This window comes from Amycolatopsis rubida, from assembly GCF_900115345.1.
Taxonomy (GTDB): domain Bacteria; phylum Actinomycetota; class Actinomycetes; order Mycobacteriales; family Pseudonocardiaceae; genus Amycolatopsis; species Amycolatopsis rubida.
Genome location: NZ_FOWC01000012.1, coordinates 165608 through 188121 on the forward strand (window position 1 = coordinate 165608; position 22514 = coordinate 188121).

Annotated in this window: 22 protein-coding genes; 11 read left to right on the forward strand and 11 right to left on the reverse strand. The window is 71.3% G+C overall.

The window, feature by feature from the left end; genetic code table 11:
* Window position 1: 1 nt before the first annotated feature.
* The gene (locus BM362_RS34715; protein WP_093576041.1) at window positions 2–781 is read right to left on the reverse strand and encodes a WXG100 family type VII secretion target; all 780 of its coding nucleotides are present in this window, start codon (window positions 779–781) and stop codon (window positions 2–4) included.
* Window positions 782–916: 135 nt separating this feature from the next.
* Here BM362_RS34715 and eccCa point away from each other — a divergent pair, with 135 nt between their 5' ends.
* Complete coding sequence (eccCa, locus tag BM362_RS34720; RefSeq protein ID WP_093576042.1) at window positions 917–4861, forward strand: type VII secretion protein EccCa; 3945 nt, start codon at window positions 917–919, stop codon at window positions 4859–4861.
* A 5-nt stretch (window positions 4862–4866) separates the two neighbouring features.
* Here eccCa and BM362_RS34725 read toward each other — a convergent pair whose 3' ends face one another.
* Together BM362_RS34725 and BM362_RS34730 are read right to left on the reverse strand one after the other, a co-directional pair.
* Window positions 4867–5319: a hypothetical protein gene (locus tag BM362_RS34725; RefSeq protein WP_093576043.1), complete on the reverse strand. Its 453-nt coding sequence runs from the start codon at window positions 5317–5319 to the stop codon at window positions 4867–4869.
* 116 nt (window positions 5320–5435) lie between these two features.
* Window positions 5436–5870: a WapI family immunity protein gene (locus tag BM362_RS34730; protein ID WP_067577906.1), complete on the reverse strand. Its 435-nt coding sequence runs from the start codon at window positions 5868–5870 to the stop codon at window positions 5436–5438.
* Window positions 5871–5930: 60 nt separating this feature from the next.
* On the opposite strand from BM362_RS34730, the gene BM362_RS34735 reads away from it, so the two are divergent.
* Window positions 5931–6608: a hypothetical protein gene (locus BM362_RS34735; RefSeq protein WP_067577908.1), complete on the forward strand. Its 678-nt coding sequence runs from the start codon at window positions 5931–5933 to the stop codon at window positions 6606–6608.
* 63 nt (window positions 6609–6671) lie between these two features.
* Window positions 6672–7376: a S1 family peptidase gene (locus BM362_RS34740; protein WP_093576044.1), complete on the forward strand. Its 705-nt coding sequence runs from the start codon at window positions 6672–6674 to the stop codon at window positions 7374–7376.
* 55 nt (window positions 7377–7431) lie between these two features.
* On the opposite strand, the gene BM362_RS34745 is transcribed toward BM362_RS34740, so the two are convergent.
* The gene (locus BM362_RS34745; RefSeq protein ID WP_093576045.1) at window positions 7432–8874 is read right to left on the reverse strand and encodes a class I adenylate-forming enzyme family protein; all 1443 of its coding nucleotides are present in this window, start codon (window positions 8872–8874) and stop codon (window positions 7432–7434) included.
* Between the two features lie 49 nt (window positions 8875–8923).
* Window positions 8924–9895: a hypothetical protein gene (locus BM362_RS34750; protein WP_067577910.1), complete on the reverse strand. Its 972-nt coding sequence runs from the start codon at window positions 9893–9895 to the stop codon at window positions 8924–8926.
* A 214-nt stretch (window positions 9896–10109) separates the two neighbouring features.
* Between BM362_RS34750 and BM362_RS34755 the strand changes: the two genes are divergently transcribed.
* From BM362_RS34755 to BM362_RS34780, 6 genes are all read left to right on the forward strand, one after another.
* Entirely contained in the window at window positions 10110–10451 is a 342-nt protein-coding gene (locus BM362_RS34755) for a WXG100 family type VII secretion target (protein ID WP_093576046.1), read from the forward strand.
* 16 nt (window positions 10452–10467) lie between these two features.
* Complete coding sequence (locus BM362_RS34760) at window positions 10468–10767, forward strand: hypothetical protein (RefSeq protein ID WP_037809581.1); 300 nt, start codon at window positions 10468–10470, stop codon at window positions 10765–10767.
* Window positions 10768–10864: 97 nt separating this feature from the next.
* Entirely contained in the window at window positions 10865–11248 is a 384-nt protein-coding gene (locus tag BM362_RS34765; protein WP_067577914.1) for a hypothetical protein, read from the forward strand.
* Window positions 11245–12564, forward strand: coding sequence for a WXG100 family type VII secretion target (locus BM362_RS34770; RefSeq protein WP_093576047.1), 1320 nt, complete (start codon window positions 11245–11247; stop codon window positions 12562–12564). Before BM362_RS34765 ends, BM362_RS34770 begins: the two co-directional genes overlap by 4 nt.
* Window positions 12561–13838 carry an alpha/beta hydrolase gene (locus tag BM362_RS34775; RefSeq protein ID WP_067577918.1) on the forward strand — a complete coding sequence of 426 codons (1278 nt, stop codon included), beginning with the start codon at window positions 12561–12563 and terminating at the stop codon, window positions 13836–13838. Before BM362_RS34770 ends, BM362_RS34775 begins: the two co-directional genes overlap by 4 nt.
* Window positions 13835–14224, forward strand: a complete 390-nt coding sequence (locus BM362_RS34780) for a hypothetical protein (protein ID WP_093576048.1) — start codon at window positions 13835–13837, stop codon at window positions 14222–14224. The genes BM362_RS34775 and BM362_RS34780 overlap by 4 nt, the downstream gene beginning before the upstream one ends.
* A 154-nt stretch (window positions 14225–14378) precedes the next feature.
* Here BM362_RS34780 and BM362_RS34785 read toward each other — a convergent pair whose 3' ends face one another.
* From BM362_RS34785 to nadA, 4 genes are all read right to left on the reverse strand, one after another.
* The gene (locus BM362_RS34785; protein WP_093576049.1) at window positions 14379–15551 is read right to left on the reverse strand and encodes a S8 family serine peptidase; all 1173 of its coding nucleotides are present in this window, start codon (window positions 15549–15551) and stop codon (window positions 14379–14381) included.
* A gap of 62 nt (window positions 15552–15613) precedes the next feature.
* Window positions 15614–16507, reverse strand: coding sequence for a carboxylating nicotinate-nucleotide diphosphorylase (gene nadC, locus BM362_RS34790; protein WP_093576050.1), 894 nt, complete (start codon window positions 16505–16507; stop codon window positions 15614–15616).
* Complete coding sequence (locus BM362_RS34795; RefSeq protein WP_093576051.1) at window positions 16504–18153, reverse strand: L-aspartate oxidase; 1650 nt, start codon at window positions 18151–18153, stop codon at window positions 16504–16506. Before BM362_RS34795 ends, nadC begins: the two co-directional genes overlap by 4 nt.
* Complete coding sequence (gene nadA, locus BM362_RS34800) at window positions 18150–19160, reverse strand: quinolinate synthase NadA (RefSeq protein ID WP_093576052.1); 1011 nt, start codon at window positions 19158–19160, stop codon at window positions 18150–18152. Before nadA ends, BM362_RS34795 begins: the two co-directional genes overlap by 4 nt.
* A gap of 134 nt (window positions 19161–19294) precedes the next feature.
* Here nadA and BM362_RS34805 point away from each other — a divergent pair, with 134 nt between their 5' ends.
* Together BM362_RS34805 and BM362_RS34810 are read left to right on the forward strand one after the other, a co-directional pair.
* Entirely contained in the window at window positions 19295–19948 is a 654-nt protein-coding gene (locus BM362_RS34805) for an NUDIX hydrolase (protein ID WP_202507341.1), read from the forward strand.
* A gap of 43 nt (window positions 19949–19991) precedes the next feature.
* Window positions 19992–20708 carry an LON peptidase substrate-binding domain-containing protein gene (locus tag BM362_RS34810; protein ID WP_093576089.1) on the forward strand — a complete coding sequence of 239 codons (717 nt, stop codon included), beginning with the start codon at window positions 19992–19994 and terminating at the stop codon, window positions 20706–20708.
* 255 nt (window positions 20709–20963) lie between these two features.
* Here BM362_RS34810 and BM362_RS34815 read toward each other — a convergent pair whose 3' ends face one another.
* Entirely contained in the window at window positions 20964–21521 is a 558-nt protein-coding gene (locus tag BM362_RS34815) for a DUF2567 domain-containing protein (RefSeq protein ID WP_067578169.1), read from the reverse strand.
* A 254-nt stretch (window positions 21522–21775) separates the two neighbouring features.
* Window positions 21776–22501 (reverse strand): dethiobiotin synthase, encoded by a 726-nt coding sequence (gene bioD, locus BM362_RS34820; RefSeq protein WP_067577931.1) that lies wholly within the window; start codon window positions 22499–22501, stop codon window positions 21776–21778.
* Window positions 22502–22514 lie beyond the last annotated feature (13 nt).

The following is a 22514-nucleotide window of genomic DNA, read 5'->3' on the forward strand; positions in this document are numbered from 1 at the left end:
GTCAGACGGAGGCGGGCCGGTACACGCTGACCTTGGCCAGTCCGCCGAGGCCCGGATCGAGCAGGCCATGGTTGTAGAGGGCGCCGCCGTCCCCGGCGACGCCGATCACCGGATGCCGGCCGGCGAGCAGCAGCGGCTCCACCACGACGACGTCGCCGCTGTGCACGCCGCCGGGCACGTCGCCGAAGGTGCGGGCGGTGCCCGAATAAACCTCGATCAGGCCGACGCGCGCCTGGTTGTCGGCGTCGCCGGCGAGCCAGTCGTTGAAGTCCGCGACGCCGTGGAACCGGGCGTCGGTCAGCGGATGCTCGGCGAGCCTGCCGAGGTCGGCGTCGCCGAGGTAACGCAGCACGTTGCCGACCGAGGACGGTTCGCCGTGCGCGCCGGCGCTGTCGGTGATCGCCGCCTCGGCCAGGTGCGCGGCGTGCGGGGCGCCCCAGATCGACGCCAGCGACGCCCCAGAAGACCGAGCATGGTCGCCGCCGTAGCCCTCGGATACTGCTTCGTCGGCGCTTTGGTAGGCATCCGCGCTGTGCTTGACCAGGCCGTTGATCTCCTGCAGCACTTGCAGCAGCGAGCGCACCGCGGTCACCTGCTGCGAGTGCAGCGCCTCGTTCGCCGCCGCGACGACGCTGCCGAAGCTGGCGAACGTCGTCGGCTGCAGGACGAGTTTTTCCAGGTCCGCGACGGCGTTGATGCCGTGGGCGATGACGGCGCCCACGTTGCCAACTGTGGAGCGCATGGCCTCCGGCTCGGCCCGGTACTCGCCGGTCGTGCCCATGGCGCTCCCTCCCGGTCTCCCGCGAACGACGCACCGGTGCGGGGCGTCTGCGCAGAGCCTAGGTTCGCGCCGCCGGGCGAGCGGACGGCAAAAGTACCCACCGCGACCGGACAGCAGACGGCCAAAATACGGGGCATGAGTTCCGCCCGCGACCGCCTCGGCCTGCTCGGCGAGCAGCCCGGGGAGATCATGCTGCAGTCCCCGCCGATGCTGCCCAAGAGCGGCTCCGGCGGCGTGCTGCAGCTCATGATGTTCCTGCCGATGATGCTCGGCATGGGCGCGATGTCGTTCGTCTACATCGGACGCGACGGCGGGGTGATGACCTGGATCTTCGGCGCGCTGTTCGTCACCGCGATGGGCGGCATGATCGTGATGTCGCTCGGCCGCGGCGGCATGGCGAAGAAGGCGCAGATCAACGAGGAGCGCCGCGACTACCAGCGGTATCTCGCCGGTCTGCGCACGCGTGTGCGCGCGGTCGCCGACTCCCAGCGCGCCACGCTGATCGCGCAGCAGCCGGATCCGGCGGATCTGTGGGCCTACGTCGAAACCGACCAGCACTGGGACCGCCGCCGCGGCGACCGGTCGTTCGCGATGGTGCGCGCGGCCACCGGCCCGCAGCCGCTCGCGACGCCGTTGCGCGCGCCGCAGATCGCGCCGCTGGAAGAGCTGGACCCGGTTTCCTCCACCAACCTCAAGCACTTCATCCAGACCTTCTCGACCGTCGAGGGCCTGCCGGTTTCGATCTCGCTGCGTTCCTACGCGGCCGCGACGCTGTCCGGCCGCCGGTTCGAGGTGCTCGGGATGACCCGCGCGGTGCTGGCGCAGCTGGTGACGTTCCACTCCCCGGCCGACCTGCGCGTGGCGTTCTGCGTCGCCCCGGACCGTTCGCACGACTGGGAATGGGCGAAGTGGCTGCCGCACGCCACCGCGCCGGTGCTCTCCGACGCGACCGGCCCGCGGCGGCTGTTCGCCGGCGGCGCCGCGGAACTCGCGAAGCTGCTCGGCCCTGATCTCGGCGACCGTCCGGCGTTCTCGCGTCGTGGCGAGGCCGCGGACCTGCCGCACATCGTGCTCGTCGTCGACGGCGGCGACTCCCACGGCGAACCGCGGCTGCTGGCCGAGGAAGGCAGGCTGGGCGTCACGGTGCTGGAGATCGGCGGCGACCAGCCGCGCGCGACGTCGACCGACCGGTTGCTGAGCCTGCACGTCGCACCGGATCAGCTCGGCATGGTGGTGCTCGACGGCACCGAAGCGCGGCTCGGCTTCCTCGGCATGCCGGACCGGCTCGACCACGGCGCGGCCGAAGCGCTGGCCCGGATGCTGACGCCGCTGCACCAAGGCGGCGCGGTGGTCAGCGAACAGCCGATGTCCTCGACGTTCGGGCTGGCCGGACTGCTCGGCATCGGCGACCCGCGCGACACCGACACGACCGTCACCTGGGCCCCGCGCCCGGCGCGCGACCGGCTGCGGATCCCGTTGGGCGTGAACCCCGACGGCCGCCCGGTCGAGCTGGACCTCAAGGAATCCGCCGAGGGCGGCATGGGCCCGCACGGGCTGGTGATCGGCGCGACCGGGTCCGGCAAGAGCGAACTGCTGCGCACGCTGGTCACCGCGCTGGCCGTCACGCATTCGTCGGAGAAGCTGAACCTCGCGCTGATCGACTTCAAGGGCGGCGCGACGTTCGCGGGCATGACCAACCTGCCGCACACCTGCGCGGTGATCACGAACCTGTCCGACGACCTCGCGCTCGTCGACCGCATGGCGGACGCGTTGAACGGCGAACTGCTGCGGCGGCAGGAACTTCTGCACGCAGCCGGGAATTACGCGTCGGTGCGCGATTACGAGAAGGCGCGCGCGGACGGCACGCCGCTGCAGCCGTTGCCGTCGCTGCTGGTGATCATCGACGAGTTCTCCGAACTGCTGTCCTCGCGACCGGAGTTCATCGACCTGTTCGTCGCGATCGGACGGCTCGGCCGTTCGCTGGGGATCCACCTGCTTCTGGCGTCGCAGCGCCTTGAGGAGGGCCGGTTGCGCGGGCTCGACTCGCACCTGTCGTACCGGATCGGCCTGCGAACGTTCTCCGCCGCGGAAAGCCGCGCGGTGCTGGGTGTCGCCGACGCCTACCAGCTGCCGCCGGTGCCCGGTTCGGCTTACCTGAAGTCCGACAACGACACCCTGATCCGGCTCAAAGCCGCTTACGTCTCCGGCGAACTCCCGCCGCGCAGCCGCATCGTGCGCTCGGACGGACGACAACTCGGCGTGCTGCCCTTCACCCTGGGCCCGGTTGAAGTCCCCGTCGCCGAACAGCCCGCCGCCGAGACCCCCGCGAAGGGCACCGGCGAGACCATCATCGGCGCGATGCTGTCCCGGTTGGAGGGACGCGGCCCGGCCGCGCACCAGATCTGGCTGCCGCCGCTGGCCGAACCGCCCGCTTTGGACCAGCTGCTGCCGCCCATCGGCGAAGACCCCCACCGCGGGTTGTGCCCGCTCGGCTGGGGCGGCAACGGCAAGCTGACCATCCCGGTCGCGTTGGTGGACAAGCCTTTCGAACAACGCCGCGACATGCTGTGGGCGGATTTCTCCGGCGCGGCGGGCAACGCGGTCATCGTCGGCGCACCGCAAAGCGGCAAGTCGACATTGATGAAGGACATCGCGGCGATGCTCGCGCTCACCCACACCCCCGCCGAGGTGCAGTTCTTCATCCTGGACATGGGCGGCGGCGCGCTGGCCCCGATCGCCGGACTCCCGCACGTCTCGGGCTACGCCACCCGCCGCGACCCGCAACGCTGCCGCCGGGTCGTCGCCGAACTGGTCACCTTGCTGGAACAGCGGGAAGAATTCTTCGCCGCGCACGGAATCGAATCGATGGCTGCCTTCCGCGGCCGCCGCGGCGAATTCACCGAAAGCAACGACGACCGCGAGTTCGGCGACGTGTTCCTGTTCGTGGACAACTGGACCACCATCCGGTCCGAATACGAACGCCTCGAAGAACAGATCACCGCACTAGCCCAACGCGGTCTCGGCTTCGGCATCCACGTCCTGGTCTCGCTCAACCAGTGGATCGGTGCCCGCGCCCAACTCCGCGACGCCATCAGCACCCGCTTCGAACTGCGTCTGGGCGACCCGGCGGACTCGTCGATCGACCGCAAGGTGGCGCAAAACGTCCCCGCCGACCGCCCCGGCCGCGGCCTCACCGCGGACAAACTGCACTTCCTCGCGGCTCTCCCGCGCATCGACTCCGATCAACGCCCGGAAACCGTCGGCGCGGGCGGCCTGGACCTGGTCCGCCGAGTCTCGGCGGCCTGGACCGGCCCGCGCGCGCCCCAGGTCCGCCTCCTCCCGCCGGAAGTCCCGCTGGACTCGCTCCCCGCCGCCCCGCACGGCCGGATCACCCTGGGCCTGGCCGAATCCACCCTGCGCCCCGTTCACCTGGATTTCCGGACCGACCCGCACTTCCTGGCCTTCGGCGACGTCGAATCGGGCAAGAGCTCCCTGCTGCGCGCCCTCGTCACCGGCATCTGCCAGGCGAACACCCCCGACGAGGCGTTGATCCTGGTCGGCGACTACCGCCGCGGCCTGCTGGGCGTGGTGGACCACCCGCATCTGCTCGGCTACGCCGGCGCCGAGAACACGTTGACCGACCTGGTGCACCAATGCGCGACCGCGATGCGCAACCGCCTCCCCGGCCCGGACGTCACGCCCGACCAGCTGCGCAACCGCTCCTGGTGGCGGGGACCGGACCTGTACGTGGTCATCGACGACTACGAACTGGTCGCGACCGCGGGCCGGAACCCGGTGCTGCCGTTGCTGGAATTCCTGCCGCAGGCAAGGGACATCGGCCTCCACCTGATCCTGGCCCGCTCCTCCGGCGGCGCCGGACGGGGCCTGTACGAGGCGGTGATCCAGCGAGTCCGGGAACTGGGCTCACCGGGCCTGGTCATGTCCGGCGGCAAGGAAGAGGGCGCGCTGCTGGGCGATGTGAAGCCTTCGCCGCAGCCTGCTGGCCGTGGCACGCTGGTGTCGCGCCGGCACGGTACGGAGCTGGTGCAGGTGGCGTGGACCAAGCCGGTGGAGGACTGAACGGCTCAGTCGAGCAAGACCTCTCGGTTGGTCAGGTGGCTCAAGCAGGAAACGTCCCAGTCCACGGGCACTTCACGCCGAACCCGGCGCGTGAGTTCCCGGCCCCGCTCGTCGAACCGGCGCCCGGCTTCCTCCGAGGGGAATGCGCAGGACGCCGGGCCGTCCGTGGTGCGGGTGACGTCCCATTCGTCCTGCCACGCCGCCAGATCGCGGGCCGGTTCCGCGCCCAGCCCCAGCTCCGGCGACGCGGGGTCGGCAGGGGTGCTCACGTCGTGCGTGTACGGGTTGAAGAACCACACCGGGCGGGCGCTCCACTCCGCCATGACCTTGATCGACCGCCACTGGATGTCCGGCCGTTCCCCGGGAAGCGACTTCCGGCGTGCGGGCCAGGCGAACATGTCCGAGATCCGGCGGAAATCCCCGAAACCGGCGGGCCGCCGAGGCTCCGGCACAGTCATTCCGGCCGCCTTTCCCCGCCGTGCGAAACCACGCCGGTCCCCGTGACCGCGGCTCCCGATTCCTCCAAACTCGCGGGCTGATCGCTTCCGTAGGTCGTGAGGGTTCCCCTCACGACCTACGGAAGTCCCAGCACCGGATAACTGGCCTCGATCGCGCTCAGCCCAGCCACCGCCTCGGCCAGCCGCGCGTACTCGATCCCTTCGAGGCGGAACGACAACCGGTTCCCGCTCGAATGCTCGGCGACCGCGACGCCCTCCGCCTCGACCCGTCCGTCCGCGACAGTCACGGTCAGGTCCAGCCAATCCTCCAGCGACGTCAGCCGCGCGCTGCCGCCGGACTCGGCGCAGGCCGCCAGTTCCCGCCGGAACTCCCGCAGTTCGTTGGCCCGCAGCCCAGCGGCCAGCCGCGCGGTGAATCCGCCCGAGACGATCTCGATCGGGCTGACCAGCCAGTTCCCGTCCCAGAAATCGTCCGCGCCGGGATGCGCCCGCCCGTGCACAGCGATCACCAGCCGATCCCCGCGCGCCGCGCCGAAAGTCACCGTGTGCATCCCGCTCCCTGGTATCCCCGCTGCTGCCAGCATAGGCAGTCCACGAGCGAAGGAGCCCTGATGCCCGGCCTGGTCGAACTGGCCTACACCACCGGCGGAGGCGTCGTCGGAGCCGCACTGACGAACTACTTCACGAAGATCCAGGAACGCCGCCAGCTCCGCGCCGAGGTCTACCGGCGGCTCGAAGCGACCCGCGCGATCTCCGGCGGTGTGCGCGAAATCCGGATCGGTTTGCCCCCGAACACCTTGACCAGCCGGAAAACCCTCGCTGACGCACTCGGGATCGTCGCCGTCCTCGAAGACGGAACAGACGCCCACCGCGCCCTCCGCGAAGCCCTCTCCGAACTGCTCACCGCGGTGCTGGTCGCCGGAATCCCCCGCCGCGTCGCCGATTTCGCCGCTGGTGCGCACGAACGCGTCCTGGAAAGCGCGGTGGCAACAGCCGTCAACCGCCGGCTCGGCGGGCTCGCCGACACCGACCAGCTGACCCAAGCCGCCCAGGCCTACCGCGCCGAAACCACCGGACTCCTGCTCGCCGTCCTCTGGCGCCCGTGGCGAGCCCGGCTCCGCACGCGCGGCCGGATCCGCGAACTCCGCGTCGCCGTGCACGCACTGCGCCTTCAGCAGGAAGCAGCCGTCGCCGCACTCACCCGGCCGGAGCAAGCCGAGACCCTCCACCAGCGACTTGACCCGGACGGCACGCTCCGCGAAACGTGGATCGAAGACCGACTTCCGTAGGTTACCGGATTTCCACCTGCCGCCTACGGTCGGGAAATCACCACCGAGGCGGAGGGATTTTCCATGCGTTACGCGAAAGCGGCGGCCGTAGTCGCCGGGGCGGCGATGGCGTTCGGAGCCGGGGCGGCGGTCCCGGCGAGTGCCGACACGCACATCATCGGCGGCGACACCGTGAAGTCGGCCCCGTGGGGAGCCCAGGTGTTCTGGGACGACGTCACCGACTACGGCGGCTTCGAATGCTCCGGCACGATCATCGCCTCGCAGTGGGTGCTCACCGCGCAGCACTGCCTGAACAAGGGCGGCATGCACGTCAAGGTCGGCGACGTCGCGCTGGGCCAGGGCACCGAGGCCGCGGTCGACGAGCAGAAGGCCTCGCCCAACGGCGACATCGCCCTGCTGCACCTGAAGTCCGCTGTGGACACGACGTTCATGAAGCTGGCCGACCAGGACCCGGAAAACGGCGCCACCAACCAGATCTACGGCTGGGGCCGCACCAAGGACCAGAGCCCGCCCTCGGACACCCTCAAGACCGCGGACGTCCAGGTGACCGGCGAGAGCACGGATGCCTTCAACGGCAAGGCAATCGCGAGCAAGGGCGTCACCGGCTCCTCGTGGCACGGAGACTCCGGCGGCCCGCAGCTGGCCGACGGCGTCCAGGTCGGCGTCTGCTCGACCGGCGAGAACTCCGGCAGCGACGAGCACGGCACGCAGAACTACGCCAGCGTCGCCGGCAGCCGCGACTGGATCAAGCAGACCGCGGGCGTCTGATCCGCGCGTTCCGGCCTGCCGCCCCCGTGCGCGGCAGGCCGGAACCCCGCGGGATTCACCGGGCGAGGGCGCGCAACGCGGCCTTGTCCGGTTTCCCCGATTCCGCGACCGGGACCTCGGCCAGCACCGTGAACGAGGCCGGAACCGCGGCCTCCCCCACTTCCGCGGCGACCGCCGCCCGCAATTCCCCCGGATCGGGCTCGCACCCCGGCGCGGCGACCACGAACGCGTGCGCCGCTTCCCCGGTCCGTTCATCCGGAACCGCGACGACATACGCCTGATCCACGGCGGAATGCGCGGCGAGCGCGCGCTCGATCGGACCGGTGTGATGAAGCACCGCGTTCACGATCACCACATCCCGGGCGCGGCCGGTCAAATACAAGAACCCGCGTTCGTCGAGCCGCCCGATGTCCTGCGTGCGGACCCAGCCGTCGGCCAGCACCGTCGCGCTCAGCGGTGGATCGCGCCAGTATCCCGCGAAAGCCCTTGCGGTACGGGCGAAAACCTCCCCCGTCACCCCAGCGGGCACCGCACGCCCCGAACCATCCCGCACCTCCAGCGAGACCCCCTCGACCGGCAGTCCGACCGACGCGATCGCCTCCGGGCGCTCCGCGACGTCCGCCGTGCCCAGCACAGTCAATTTCCCGGTCTCGGTCTGCCCGTACCCTTGCCGCAGCGCGGGCCCGATTCGCGCGAACCCCTCGGCCAGCAACCCCGGTTCCACCGGAGACCCGGCGACAGTCAGCGCCCGCAGCCCGGAAAGATCGATTTCCTCCTCCCGCAGCACATCCAGCATCCGATACAGCCGGGGAACCGTCACCAGCGCCGCCGTGATGTCCAGCCTCGGCAGAATCCGGGGAAAGTCCGGAAGCCCCGCCGGGATCACCACGGTACCGCCCGCGAGCAAGCAAGCCTGCGCATGCAACACCATCACCGCGCTGCTCAAAGTCCCGAACAGCAGAAACCGCCGGTAGTCCGCCGCCGATTCCCCCGCCCGCTGCTCCAGCCCGAACTCGCCCAACGCGTCGAACCGATACGCGACCCCCTTGGGCACCCCCGTGCTCCCGCTGGTGAACACCACCCAGCCGAGGTCTGACGGTTTCCCGCACGGCACCGGTTCCTCATGCGCGGCAAGGAGTTCCGGCCCGATCGGAAGCGTCCGCACGCCCGCCGGCTCCGGCAGTTCGGCGTCAGTCACCACCGCGGCCACCCCGTCGAGCACCGCGTCGAGATGCGCCGCGGGCAGCCCGGCCCGCACGCCCACCGCCCGAGCCCCCAGTGTCTGCACCGCGATCTGGGCGGCCCATCCCTCCGGCGTCACCCCGGTCGCGAGCCCGACCCCGTCGCCCGGCCGGATCCCGGCCGCCCGCAGCCCGGCGGCGAACCGGCCGATCAGGTCGAGCACCTCGCCCCGGCGCACCCGCCGGTCCCCGTGCTCGAACGCGACCGCGTCCGGCGCGCGCCGCAGCGAATCCAGCAGGTCTTGGGGAAATGCCATCACGCCGTCCTCCCGTCGGGCCAACCCGCCAAGGGGTACCGGAGAGATCTCAGAATCCCCTCAGCGCATGCCGCTCATCGGGAACGCTCACCGCCCGGACCGACCGCACGCCGCCCAGCGCCACCACCGCGACCAACCCGGCAGTCGCAGCCAGCGTCCAGAAGTCCGGCCGCACGATCGACTGTCCCCGCATCGCCTGCCACGCCGTGATCACGATGACCCCGGCGTACCCGACCGCACCGGTCCACACCAGCCGGCGCCGCACAAGCTCGTTCGACAGCACCGGATACCGCCGGGAAAGCGCCACCAGCGCGAGCGCCAGAAGCGGCAACGCCTGAATCGCGTGGATCCCCACGAAATGCGTGATCCGCAGGTCCCCGCCGACCGTGCTCCAGCCCAGCAGCGGCAGCCCCGGCCCGCCGTCCTCGAGCCCGACCGTGTGCCCGCCGATCATCGACGGCTTCCCGCCGCCGTCCAGCACCCGCTGCTGCGCCGGGCTGGCCGAGAACATCATGAGCGCCACTCCCATTCCGCCCGCCGCGAGCGCGGTTCCCCACCGCAGCGCGGACGTCAGCGCGCGGTCCGGCAGCTTGTGGAACAGCAGCAGCACGACGACCGCGGCGGTCGCGCCCCACGCGGTGAACGCGCCGGTGGCCAGGACGTTGCCGATCGTCACGTCGGCCGGCGTCGCGTGGTTGAAGTGCAGCGGCCGGTCGTGGAGCAGCACCTGCCATACCAGCAGTGCCATGTCCGTGCCCATGCCCACCGCGAACGCCGTGCCCATCCACCAGCCAGCCCGGCGGCCGCGCTGCACCAGCGAGAGCAGCCACGCCAGCGTCGGCGCGTACAGCGCCACCGAAACCGCGAATTTGAACGGTTTCGCCCACAGCGGCGCGTTGACGAGCGTGCGATCATCCAGGAGCAGCCCGAACCCGCACGCGACCAGCAGCACCGCCATCGCCCCGGCCAGCACGCCGAGCGGGCGGTGCAGCCGGAACAGTCGTAATCCCCAGGAAGTCATGGGGGTCAGCCTGGCCGCGCGCGGGGGCGCGAGCACTGGCGTCGTCCCCCGTCTCGGGGGTAGGGAGCGCCCCACCTGTGGGTAATAGTGCCGTCAAAGCGACCGGCAGTTGTGCCGTTTGACCACACCCGCTTCTTTTCTAGCGTGACATTCACATCGCGCGGCCCGCCGCGCACCGGGATTTTCCACGAGAGGGAAGGAGGTGGCCCGTCAGATGTCCAGTCCGGGATTCCAGGCAGATTCAGCTGCCATGACGCGCGCCGTCCAGGGCTTCGAGGAGACCGCGTCGAGCGCGAAGACGACGATGGCCAGCTTGGAGTCCGAGCTGACCGAGACGCTGCGGAATTACAAGGGCGACCAGGCCGTCGCGTTCTGGGACCTGCAGCGCAGGCTCCAGGAGAAGATGACCGCGGCCGTCCGCGAGCTGGACACGATGTCGCAGCTGGTGCACACCAGCCACGCGAACTACAACTCGGGCGACTCCGACGTGCACCAGAGCTTCCAGAGCGTCAGCCACACCGTCGAGGGCAACGTGATCCCTCGCCTCAACCCCTGAGAGAGGACAAGACACCATGGCTGACGTCGTAGAAATCAGCTTCGGGGCCCTGCAGCACAGCTCCGCGTCGCTCGCCGCCAAGGCGAAGGCGCTGACCTCCCAGCTGGAGCAGCTGCACCAGAACCTGCAGCCGATCACCCAGACCTGGTACGCCTCGGGCAGCTCCGCCGGTGAAGCGGCGCGCGCCTCCGAGACCCGGCTCCGCCAGGCGACCGCCGACATCGTCGCGATCATCGCGCAGTTCGGCACCAAGGTCGGCGACGCCCACGATCTCCAGCACCAGCTGGAGAACCGCAACCAGGGCCTGTTCGCCTGATCCGGCCCCGACGCCGGCCGTCCGGGGCGGGACCACCCCCCGCCCGCTCCGGACGGCCGGCTTTCCCGCGTCCTGCCGCACGAGAGGTCACCGGCCGATGCCCGACCAGTCGTACTACGTCCACCTGGAATCGCTGAGCGACTTCGTCCGGGAGCTGGAAACCCAGATCCACGCGATGTCCCGGCCGAACGACTTCCTGCGCACCCTCGGCGAGCATCCGCTGCTGTTCGGGGAGTTCGGGGAAGCCGCTTCGCTCGCCGACGCCCACCACGCCGCGGTCGCCGAGATGCAGGGCCTGCTGGAGCAGGTCCGCGGGGCGATCACGTTCGCTCAGGACGTCACCACCACCGTCGCCGACGGATACGCCCAGGCCGACCAGTCGGTCGCGGGCGACCTGCACCAATCGGGTCAGCAGACCGGTCTGCTGGACCCGCTTTTCTCGTTGCTGGGCCTTGATTCTTCAGGGGGTAAGAACGCATGAGCGGGCCTCGCACCAACTTCGCCGGCTACACCCACCAGCAGCTCTACGCGATGCTGCAGGCGGGCGACCCGACCACCGCGCGCGCCGCGGCCGAACAGTGGAGTTCGGCCTCGCGCGGGCTGTACGACCAGGCCGAAAACCTGTCGGACCAGCTCACCGACTTCTCCAGCTCGTGGACCGGCGGCGCGGCCGACCAGTACCGGACCATGATGACCGACCTCGTGGGCGGCATCCGCAAGGTCGCGGTCACCGCCCAGGGCATGCGCGACATGCTGGAGGACGCCGCGGACGCGCTGGTCAAGGCGAAGGCCGAGATGCCGCCGCCGGTCGCGGTGCCGGACGTCTCCCCCGCCGACGTCGCGCTGGCGGTCAATCCGCCGCTGCTTCCGGCGGACACCCCGCCGGCCACGATCATCGCCGCGACGCAGCAGCGGCAGCAGGCGATCGCCAACGTCGAAGCGCAGCAACAGGCCGCCAACGCCGCCGGCTCCGCGCACGCGAAGGCGATCGTCGTCATGAACAACCTCGCGACGAACTACGACACCGCCGAGGACTCGATCCCGGTCTCGCCGAACTCGGCCGCCCCTCCGCCCAAGCCGGTCCCCGGCGGCGGCGCTTCGCCCGGCGGCACCGGAGCGGTCGGCAACACTCCGGACGGCGGCACCGCGGTCGGCGCACCGGTCGACTCGCACCCGCTGCCCGCCGACGGCACACAGGTCCCCGGCTCCGAGCCAGGGCATCCGGCGCAGAATCCGGGCAGCCCGCTGTTCGGCGACATGTTCACCGCCGGTCTCGCGGCCGCGTCCGCGGCGGCGTTCGGCCGGTTCGGATCGATCATGCCGAAGGTTCCGCCGTGGGCCTCGGGCAAGGACAAAGGCAAGGACGGCAAGGACAAGGAGCCGGACACTCCGCCGGGCATGAAGCTCGGCGGCGGCGCCGGTCCCGAGGGCGGGAGCGGCGGCGGGATCCCGGTCGGCGGCGGAGGCGCTCCGTCGATCGACGGCGGCGGCATTCCGTCCGGCGGAGGCCTCAGCGGCGCCGGGGAGGCTCCGGCCGCGCACTCCGGGCTCGCCGGGAACGCGCAGTCGAACGTCCTCAGCGGACTCGCGGGCGGTGCCGCCGGTGCGGCGGGCGCGGCGGCCAAGAGCGCCATGCCGATGATGCCCATGATGCCGATGGGCGGCATGGGGGCGGGCGGCGACCTGGGCTCCGGCCGCCGGATTCCCGCGTGGCTCGTCGAAACCGAGAACGTGTGGGGCCAGCAGGCTCCGGTCGCGCCCTCGGTCGTCGGCGAAGAGCCGGCCGACCAGCCGTGACCGACGGCTACCGGGTCGCCCCGGCGAAACTCGCCAGCGCGGCGTCCGAATTGGACGCCCGCACCGGCGCGCTCCGGACCGTGCAGCAGGCCGTGGCGGGCGAACGAGTGCCCGCCACGGCCTTCGGCCAGGTGTCCGCGTCGTCCGGATGTGCCGCCGGGCTCGCGAAAACGCTCAGCGCACTCGCCGCGGACGTCGACCAGCGCGTCGCTCGCGCCCAGGTTCTTCGCGACGGCCTCACGGCTTCGTCGGCGGGCTACCGGCGCGCCGACGAGCAGGTGGCGGCGATGTACCGCTCGCTGCTGCCCGAAGACCCGGTGCCCTCAGCCGGGAAATCCGCCGCCGCCGGCGGCTGGGCCGGGACCGTCGCGGCCAACCGGATGAAGGTTTCCGACGCGCTCGCCGCCGAACGGACCCGCCTGGCCGGACTGTCCGATCCGGACGCCATCGCCCGCTCGAAGCGGCGAATCGCCTTGTACCAAAGCATTATCGACGACCACCGGCAGATCCTGCGGTTCGACCCGTCCGGCAACGGCCGGATCGCCGAACTGGTCGGCACGATCCAGCCGGGCACACGCAACGTCGGGCTGTTCGTGCCCGGCGTGCACACCCGGATGGACACCTTCCAGTCCTACGCCGACCTCGGGCGCAGCCTCGTCGCCGCCGACCCGAGCGGCCGGACCGCGATGGTCGTCTGGGCCGACGGCGTGTTCCCGCAGAATGTCACCACCGAGGGCGCCGAAGCCAGCTACGCGCAGACGATGGCCCCGAACCTCAAGGCGTTCGGCGACGAACTGCGCGGCCAGGTCGACTCCCAGACCGGCGGCGCGGCGACCATCACCGCGATCGGCCACAGCTACGGCGGCGCCACCGTCGGGCTCGCTGACCAGCAAGGCTTGCCAGTGGACCGGGTGCTGCACGTAGAGTCGGCGGGCATGGGACACGGCGTATGGAGCCCAGCGGACCTGCCGCCGAGCCAGGCAGGCGTGCAGCGGTACTCGATGACCGCCCCGCTGGACCCGATCATCCTCGCCCAGGGCAACGCCGGGGCCCTGGAATGGACCGGCATCGGCCACGGTGCCGACCCGGACACCTTCCCCGGCGTCACCGACCTCACCACCGGCCACGACGCGGCCGGAAACGTGCAGTGGGGCTTGTCCTCGCACAGCGGCGTGCTCAAACCGGGTTCGGATTCGTGGGAGAACATCTACGGCGTCCTGACCGGTGGTCACGTCACCGAGGCCCCCGTGCCGGTTCCGGCGGTGCTTCCGTGATCACGCGGGAATTGAAGGATCTGGCCGCCGAGCTGACGAACGTCGTCGACAGCGTCGCCGCCGCGTTCGGCCCTCGCGCAGTGCCCACGGTGGACGGTGAACTGGACTGCGATCCGGCGCAGCCAGGGCATGTGGTGTGCTGGCAGTACGGGGTCCGGCTGGAGGACAGCCCGGCAGCTTTGCGGGTGCTGGCCGAAGCGGTGCGGCCGACGCTGGAAACAGCGGGCTGGGAAGCGTACGACCGCAGCACTTACCGCGAGGTCATCGCGCGGTTTTCCCGTGCGGGCGCGGATTTCAGCGTGCACATCGCGCGCGACGGGCGTGGGGTGGCGATCATCGGCTCGACCCGGCTCGTGAGCGCTGATCCCGACGCTGACGAAGACTGACCCCGCACGCCCGCGCCGCTTCGTGAGTGCTGATCACGGTGAGAACCGGCATAAACACGCACGACTCCCATCGCGCCGCCAACCTTCGCACGCAACGGACGCGAGCCCGCCCCGCCGCGTGAGTGGTCATCGCAGTGAGAACCGGCACGAACACTCACGACGCGCGGAACCGCGACGGCCGCCACCCGCGCCGCCGCCCCCGCCGGAACGCCGCCACGCCGATCCCCGCCGCGGCCGCCGCCACAACCCCGCCCACCGCGACGACTCCCGCCGCCACCTCGGACGCCGGCCGAGCTTGCGCCGCGGCCGGAACCACCGCGGGCAGCTCAGACCGCACCGCGGCCGCGCTCGGACCGGGCGCGTCAGCGGGCAACGTCGAAGACACCGCAGCGTAAGCGTCGAGCATTCCCCACCCTCGGCGCGGATCGTGCGCCCCGGACGGCGGACGGGAAGCGGTGAGCAGCAACCGGTTCACCACCTCCTCGCCCTTCAGCTCCGGATGCGCCGAACGAACGAGCGCCGCCACCCCGGCGACATACGCCGCGGCCAGGCTCGGGTCGGTGATCGGCCAGCGATGCGCGACCGCGCCCCCGCCGCCCGCCGACGTGCTCACCAGATTCGCGCCGGGCGCGGCGATTCCGAGGTAGTCCCCGGCTTCGGCCTGCACCGGCGCGCCGGATTCGTCGGTCGAACCGACCGCGAGCACGCCCTTCGAAGCGGTCGGGTAAGTGTGCGCCCCTTGCTGAGTGGCCGCCGCGGCCGAAATCACCACGGCCCCGCGCGACTTCGCGTGCTCGAGCGCCGCGCCGAGCGCCGGGCTGTCCGAACCCGCCGGGACCGCCACGAGAATCACACCCGCACCCTGGTCGGCCGCCGTGTCGATCGCCCCCGCCAGCGCACCGGGATCGCCGCCGCCGTCCGAGGACGAACCGTTGCTTTCGGTATAGCGCAAGGGAAGCAGCTTCACGCCGGGTGCGACGCCGGTGAACGTGGTCTCGTTCGCCTGCTGCGCGCCGACGATGCCCGCGGCGATCGTGCCGCGGCCGTCGCAATCGGAATCCGCGGTGCCCGCGCCGCCGAGCACCTGTCCGGGCCCGAATTGCGCGTTCTGCTTGTCGACACCGGTGCCGATCACCGCGACGGTCTGGCCCTCGCCTCTGGTCAGCGCCCACAGCCGCGGCGGGTTGACCAGCCGCTGCCCCCACGACACCGCCCCGGTGTAGGGACCGGACGGATTCGCGCACGCGGCCGCCCCGGCCGAGGTCGCCGTGCTGGGCAGGCCGAGCGCCACGAGCGCGGCCACCGCTCCGGCGGCAATTCCCCGCACCGCGGCCCCCTCCCCTTGCCGGACAAGGAGATTCTAGTGGAGAACGGGCCGCGGCGACAGGGTCAGCGCAGGTCCATCCCGAGATCGAGAGCGGGCGAGGAATGCGTGAGCCCGCCGACGGCGAGGTAGTCCACACCGGACTCGGCGTACGCCCGCGCCCGGTCGAGCGTCAGCCCGCCGGACGATTCCAGCCGCGTCTTCGGCGACACCTCATCCCGCCGCGCGACCGCCTTCACGCACTCCTCCGGCGTGAAGTTGTCGAGCAGCACCTCGTCCGCCCCGGCGGTCAGCGCCTCGTCCAGCTGGGCCAGATCGTCCACCTCGACCTCGCACGCCAGCCGCGGCGCGTGCTCCCGTGCCGCCGCCAGCGCCGCGGTGACCGAACCGGCCGCGACCACATGGTTGTCCTTGATCAGCACCGCGTCGCCAAGACCCATCCGGTGGTTCACGCCGCCGCCGCATCGCACCGCGTACTTCTGCAGCAGCCGCAACCCCGGTGTCGTCTTGCGCGAATCCCTTACCGCAGCACCGGTTCCCTCGATCGCGGACACCCACGCCGCGGTCGCCGTCGCCACTCCGGACAGCTGGCACACCAGGTTCAGCGCCGTGCGCTCAGCGGTCAGCAACCCGCGCACCGGACCGCGCAGCACGAGCACCGGCTCCCCCGCGACCGCGGTCGAACCGTCCTCGCGGATCGAGACCACCTCGCAGTCGGCCCCGAGCACCTCGTCGAAAACCGCCAGCGCCACCGGAATCCCGGCCACGACACCGGAGACGCGCGGCGTCAACTCCGCCACCGCGCGGGCGCCGGCCGGAACCGTGGACGCCGTCGTGGCGTCCGGCCCGTACCGCAAATCCTCTTCCAGCGCGGTGGTCACGACCCGCCGGACATCAGCGACGTCCAGCCCGTCCACCACCAGCGCCCGCACCACCGCTTCCGAAAATTCCCCGCTCATGCCACCCCTTCCAACGATGTCGCCTCGACCAGCACCGGCTGCCCCGACGGGCTCAGCCGGATCAGCTGGCTCCGCCGCAGCCCTTCGACCCGCTCCGGGAAGTCCGTCCGCACGTGGCATCCCCGCGATTCGCTCCGCCGCTCCGCCGCCGCGAGCAACGCCTGCGCGGCCAAGGTGAGCGCCGCGTCCTCGACCGCGGTGTGCGTCCACAACGGACTGTCCGTTGTCGACAAATCGAGCGCCGAACCCGCCGCGGCCAGCCCGTCGGCATCCCGGCCGATCGCCGCGTACCGGCTCATCACCCGTTGCAGCACATCACGTTCCGCCGTCGGCGCGACTGTCCGTTCCGGAATCCGGCCCCGCGACGGATCCGGCAGCAACCCGGCGGCCAGATCCGCGGCGACCGCCTCCGCGGCCCGCTGCCCGACGACCAATCCTTCGAGAAGACTGTTGGACGCCAACCGGTTCGCCCCGTGCAACCCGGTGCGAGCCACCTCGCCAGCCGCGTACAGCCCGCGCACCGTCGAGCGTCCGTCCACAGTGGCCACCACACCGCCGCACGCGAAGTGCGCCGCGGGCGTCACCGGAATCGCGTCCACTGCCGGGTCGATGCCGAGCACCGCGCACGCCGCGTGCACCGTCGGGAACCGCTTCGCGAAGCCAGGAATTCCAGTGGCGTCAAGGAAAACGTGATCGTCGATGCCGCCGGGAGCCAACGTCTGCCGCCGAGTGATCGCCGCCGCCACGACGTCGCGCGGAGCCAGGTCGCCGAGCGGATGCACCCCGGCCATCACCGACGCGCCCGCGCCGTCCACCAGCGTCGCGCCCTCGCCGCGCACCGCCTCCGTGACGAGCGGACACCGCCCGCGCGCGCCCGGCGTGTACAGCACCGTCGGGTGGAACTGCACGAACTCGATGTCGGCCACCGCCGCACCAGCGCGCAACGCGAGCGCCAACCCGTCGCCGGTCGCGATCTCCGGATTGGAGGTCGCCTGGTACAGCTGCCCGTATCCGCCGCTGGCCAGCACCACCGCCGACGCGCGCACAACCCCCGGCACACCGTTGCGGTCGAGCACCGTCACCCCGGCCACCTCGCCCGCGGACGTGCGCAGCGCGTCGACGGCGATGTGGTGCTCCAGCACCGGGATCCGCCGCTCGCCTGCCTGGGCGACGAGCGCGCGCTCGACCTCCGCACCAGTCGCGTCGCCGCCCGCGTGGATCACCCGGAACGCGCTGTGCCCGCCCTCGCGAGCCCGCGACAGCCCGCTCGCGCTGTGATCGAACACCGCGCCGTTCTGCCGCAACTCAGTGACTGCCGCCGGACCGCCGCCAACGATCGACCGAACGGCGTCCTCGTCGCACAGCCCGGCTCCCGCGGTGAGCGTGTCAGCCGTGTGCTTCTCGACCGTGTCGCCCTCGTCGCGCTCGCCGTCCAGCACCACGGCCACGCCGCCCTGCGCCCACCGGGTGTTGCCGTCGGCGACCGCAGCCTTCGTCACGACCAGCACGTGCAGCCCGAGTTCGCGGGCCCGCAGCGCCGCGGACAGCCCCGCCACGCCACTGCCGATCACCACCGCATCGGCCCGGGCTTCCCACCGCGGATCCGGTGGGGTTTTCGCCTCATCGGCGCTAACTAGGCCGCTCATTCCCCACCGCCAGGCTGCCCGATTTCGATCATCCGCCGCACCGAGGCACGCGCCCGCGAGGCCGTCTCCGGGTCGACGTGGACCTCGTCCGCGCCCTCGGTCAGGCTCCGCAGCAGCGCGGCCGGAGTGATCATCTTCATGTACCGGCACGACGCCCGGTCGTTCACCGCGCGGAAGTCGATTTCCGGCGCCGCCTTGCGCAGCTGGTGGATCATGCCGATCTCGGTGGCCACGAGCACCGAGGTCGCCTTGGTGTCGCGGGCCGCGTGCACCATGTCGCCGGTGGACAGGATCTTGACCCGCTCCGGAGCCACCGCGCCCTCGCCCGCCAGGTAAAGCGCCGAGGTCGCGCAGCCGCATTCGGGGTGGATGAACAGGTCGGCGTCCGGGTTCTCCTCGGCGCGCGCGGCCAGCTCGGCCCCGTTGATCCCGGCGTGCACGTGGCACTCCCCGGCCCAGATGTGCATGTTCCCGCGCCCGGTCACGCGCTTCACGTGCGCACCGAGGAACTGGTCCGGCAGGAAGAGGACTTCCTGGTCAGCCGGGATGGAAGCGACCACGTCGACCGCGTTCGACGACGTGCAGCAGATGTCGGTCTCGGCCTTGACCTCGGCCGTCGTGTTCACATACGAGACGACCACCGCGCCCGGGTGCTCGGCCTTCCACTCGCGCAGCTGGGCGCCGGTGATGGAGTCGGCGAGCGAGCAGCCGGCCCGCGCGTCCGGGATCAGCACCGTCTTCTCCGGAGCCAGGATCTTCGCCGTCTCGGCCATGAAGTGCACGCCGCAGAAGACGATCGTCGACGCGTCGCTGCTGGCCGCGATGCGGCTGAGCGCCAGAGAGTCGCCGGTGAAGTCCGCGATGTCCTGGATCTCCGGGACCTGGTAGTTGTGCGCGAGCAGCACCGCGTCGCGCTTGCGGGCGAGCTCCCGCACGCGGGCGGCCCAGTCGGCGTCCGCCTCGACCCCGCCGTAAGGGGTCAGATCCTGGTCAAGCGTGGTGGTCATGTGTTCGGCCCTCTCGAGAATCGCCGGCCTCGGAACCGGATCGACCCCGGTTCCTCCCCATCCCGGTTTTCGCCTTATAATCGAAAACCGTGCGAAGCCATCTTAACACCCAAGCCCCCCTCGCCCACGAGGTTCTGGCGGCAGTCCTTCAAGTGCGCTCGGACACACTGCGCGTGCTTTTGTGGCGCCGAGCGCTCGATCCGCACCTCGGCCGCTGGTCGCTTCCCGGCGGCAGGCTGCGCCCCGACGAGGACGTCGAAACCTCCATCCGGCGGCAGCTCGCGGAGAAGGTGGACGTACGCCAGCTGAAGCACGTAGAGCAGCTCGCCGTGTTCAGCGCACCGGACCGCGTCCCCGGCCCCCGCGTCGTAGCCACCGCGTTCCTCGGCCTGGTCCCCTCCGGCGTCGACCCAGCAGTCCCCGAAGACACCGAGTGGCACGACGTGAACGCGCTGCCGCGCACCGCGTTCGACCACGAGGCGATCGTGCTGCGCGCCCGCGACCGCCTGCGGTCGAAACTGAGCTACACCAACCTGGGTTTCGCGCTGGCCCCAGAGGAATTCACCATCTCCGCGTTAAGGGGCCTGTACTCCGCCGCACTCGGCTACAAAGTGTCCGCGACGAACCTGCAACGCGTGCTCCAGCGGCGCGGCCTGCTGATCCCCACCGGCCACACCGCGGCCCCCGGCCGGAGCGGCGGACGACCTGCGGCGCTGTTTTCTTTTGCCGCGAAAGACATGCACATCACCGACCCTTTCGCGGTACTGAAGCCCCCTCCGCGGCGGTAAACACGAACTGCGGCGGGGCTCCGCAGCCCGTACCGTGGACGCCGTGACCGAGCCAGAGCAGTGCCCCAGCGGAACGGCGACCCTGCCGTTGTTCCCGCTGCAAACCGTGCTGCTCCCCGGAACGCACCTGCCGCTGCACATCTTCGAACCGCGCTACCGGCAGCTCACCGCGGACCTGGTGACCGGCAACGTCCCCGAGCACGAGTTCGGCGTGGTCGCCCTGCGCGCCCCGCTTGTCCGCGAGGTCAGTGGTTTGGACCATGTGTACAGTGTCGGCTGCAGCACGATCCTGCGCGAAGCGAAACGCCTCCCCGACGGCCGCTACGACGTAGTCACGCGCGCCGCCCGCCGCTTCCGCCTGCGCGAACTGCACCAAGCGTCCGCGCCGTACCTGATGGCCGAGGTCGACTGGCTCCCCGACGACCCAGTCCCCGCCTCAGCGGAGTCCACGGCCCGCCAACTGGCTGAAGTAGCGAGAGGCACCCACCAGCGATACTGCGAAGCCGCCTGGCACGCAGACGACTGGCACCCACCCCACGACGACGCCGATCTGGGCGAACTCGCCTACCAGCTAGCCGCCGACTGCCTGCTCCCGCTGGAGGACCGGCAGCTGCTGCTGGAGGAAACCCACCCGCTTCGCCGCCTGCGCATCGCCTGCCGCCTGCTCACCCGGGAAGCCGGCTTCCTGGAAACCCTGGGCGCGGTCCCCCTGCCGCCCACCGAACTGGCGACCTTCACCAAACCCGCAGACCTGAACTAGCCCCCTCGCACTCCCGCTCCGCTCGCCGTGAGGGCCACCCTCACATCCCCAGATTCCCGCAGGGTTCCCCTCTCTCGCCTCCCGCGGTCCCACCCGCCGCCAAACCGCCGCCCGCGAACCCCCACCCCTCAACACAGCCACACCCCCACCACCCCGATACGAAGCCACAAACACGGCACCCTCAAGCTTCGGGGTGGCCCCACACAGAACCGCGGCAACGTCGCCGCCAGGCGACGAGCCCCCGGGACGGAGGACTCACCCAAGCCGCCGCCCGAGATCCTCCCGCCCATTCCACGCCGTCATCAACGCATAAACCAGGCAAGTCACCAACGGCGCGGCCAGCACCACCCACCCGGTCTCGATCCGGGGCGCCTGCTCAATCACCGTCCCCAACGCGGGCGGCGCGTCCACCGAATACTTCGCATTGGCGAACGCGGGCCCCATCTGCGTCCCCAGCCAGGCCGCGACCAACGCCCCGCCGGCAGCGGCCGCCAGCACGACCGGCCCCCGCCGCTCCCGCAGGAACCACACCACCAGCCCGATCAGCAACCCGGCAGCCATCGCCAGAAACCCGAACACGGCCAGATCGTCGAACCGATGCCAGCTCTCCAGTTCCAAGGGCGCCAGCTGACCGCTGGTCCCGATCACCCGCACCCGCTCCGCCGGAGCCAGCAGGGACCACAACCACCCCAGCGGAATCCCCAGCAACGCAGCAGTCGACAGCACGCTCACCGCGGGAAGCAGATCAGCCTTCACCACCACCCGCGGCCGCTGCGGCGGAAACAACACCGGCACCGACCACTCCTCGGCCATCGCCGAAGACCGATGCGCCGCCTTGCCCGCGGAATCGACCACCCGAGGCTCCCTTCCCTGCGCGTGCGTTCCCTGCGAGTGTGCGGGACTGAGAGTAACCGCTCGCGGTGAGTTCGAGTGCCGCGACTCGTGTCTGATCGCCACGGCTCCGTCGCGGCGGAGGAATCGGCCCGGTTTCTTCCCCTCCCGATCCGCTGAGCCGGGGCCGAGCGGATCGCTCAGTCCCGGAACCGGGGCGATTCCTCGCGGCGGGGCTAGTTCTGGGCGGAGGCGGCCGCGGTGAACGCCTCCGGGTCGAACTCCCCGCCGAACCACGGCGACAACCCCCGCCTGGCCTGCTCGGCGAAGGTCTCCCGATCCGCCGCGCCCAGACCCGCGGGAAGGACCCCCAGCAAGGGCGCACCGCCGGCCACCGGCAGATCCCGAAGGTTCTCCAAAGCAGCCAGATCCGGATCAGCCGGCCAGGACCCGATGACGACCCCCACGACGTTCAACCCGCGCCGGGTAGCCACCTCAGCGGTCAGCGCAGTCGTGTTGAGCGTTCCCAGCCCGGCTTGCGCGACGAGAACCACCGGAGCCCCCAGCGACCAGGCAACATCCGCCAGCGTGCTCCCCTGCGAGTCGAACCGGACCAGCAGCCCGCCCGCGCCTTCGACCAGGGTGAGGTCGTGCGCCGCGTCCAGCTCGCTGGCGGCGGCGGCGATTTCCCCGGGACCCACAGCCGGGAGCCCGGAGCGACGGGAAGCGGCTTCCGGGGACAGCGGATCCGGATAACGCCGCAGCTCCCGGACCGTCAGGTCCTTGCCCGCCAGCCGCACCACCTCGGCGAGGTCTCCTGCCTCGCCGGGGAGCACACCGGTCTGCGCGGGCTTCAGCACCGCGACGCGTTGTCCCTGCGCGAGGGCCAGCGCCGCGATCGCCGCGGTGGCGACCGTTTTGCCGACGTCGGTCCCGGTTCCGGTCATCACGAGCGTCGTCACGAGCCATCAAGAT

Excerpts from the sequence above, each read along its gene's own strand:
- BM362_RS34715 (WP_093576041.1), bottom strand. The coding sequence starts at position 781 with ATGGGCACGACCGGCGAGTACCGGGCCGAGCCGGAGGCCATGCGCTCC.
- eccCa (WP_093576042.1), top strand. The coding sequence starts at position 917 with ATGAGTTCCGCCCGCGACCGCCTCGGCCTGCTCGGCGAGCAGCCCGGG.
- BM362_RS34725 (WP_093576043.1), bottom strand. The coding sequence starts at position 5,319 with ATGACTGTGCCGGAGCCTCGGCGGCCCGCCGGTTTCGGGGATTTCCGC.
- BM362_RS34730 (WP_067577906.1), bottom strand. The coding sequence starts at position 5,870 with ATGCACACGGTGACTTTCGGCGCGGCGCGCGGGGATCGGCTGGTGATC.
- BM362_RS34735 (WP_067577908.1), top strand. The coding sequence starts at position 5,931 with ATGCCCGGCCTGGTCGAACTGGCCTACACCACCGGCGGAGGCGTCGTC.
- BM362_RS34740 (WP_093576044.1), top strand. The coding sequence starts at position 6,672 with ATGCGTTACGCGAAAGCGGCGGCCGTAGTCGCCGGGGCGGCGATGGCG.
- BM362_RS34745 (WP_093576045.1), bottom strand. The coding sequence starts at position 8,874 with ATGGCATTTCCCCAAGACCTGCTGGATTCGCTGCGGCGCGCGCCGGAC.
- BM362_RS34750 (WP_067577910.1), bottom strand. The coding sequence starts at position 9,895 with ATGACTTCCTGGGGATTACGACTGTTCCGGCTGCACCGCCCGCTCGGC.
- BM362_RS34755 (WP_093576046.1), top strand. The coding sequence starts at position 10,110 with ATGTCCAGTCCGGGATTCCAGGCAGATTCAGCTGCCATGACGCGCGCC.
- BM362_RS34760 (WP_037809581.1), top strand. The coding sequence starts at position 10,468 with ATGGCTGACGTCGTAGAAATCAGCTTCGGGGCCCTGCAGCACAGCTCC.
- BM362_RS34765 (WP_067577914.1), top strand. The coding sequence starts at position 10,865 with ATGCCCGACCAGTCGTACTACGTCCACCTGGAATCGCTGAGCGACTTC.
- BM362_RS34770 (WP_093576047.1), top strand. The coding sequence starts at position 11,245 with ATGAGCGGGCCTCGCACCAACTTCGCCGGCTACACCCACCAGCAGCTC.
- nadC (WP_093576050.1), bottom strand. The coding sequence starts at position 16,507 with ATGAGCGGGGAATTTTCGGAAGCGGTGGTGCGGGCGCTGGTGGTGGAC.
- BM362_RS34795 (WP_093576051.1), bottom strand. The coding sequence starts at position 18,153 with ATGAGCGGCCTAGTTAGCGCCGATGAGGCGAAAACCCCACCGGATCCG.
- nadA (WP_093576052.1), bottom strand. The coding sequence starts at position 19,160 with ATGACCACCACGCTTGACCAGGATCTGACCCCTTACGGCGGGGTCGAG.
- BM362_RS34815 (WP_067578169.1), bottom strand. The coding sequence starts at position 21,521 with ATGGCCGAGGAGTGGTCGGTGCCGGTGTTGTTTCCGCCGCAGCGGCCG.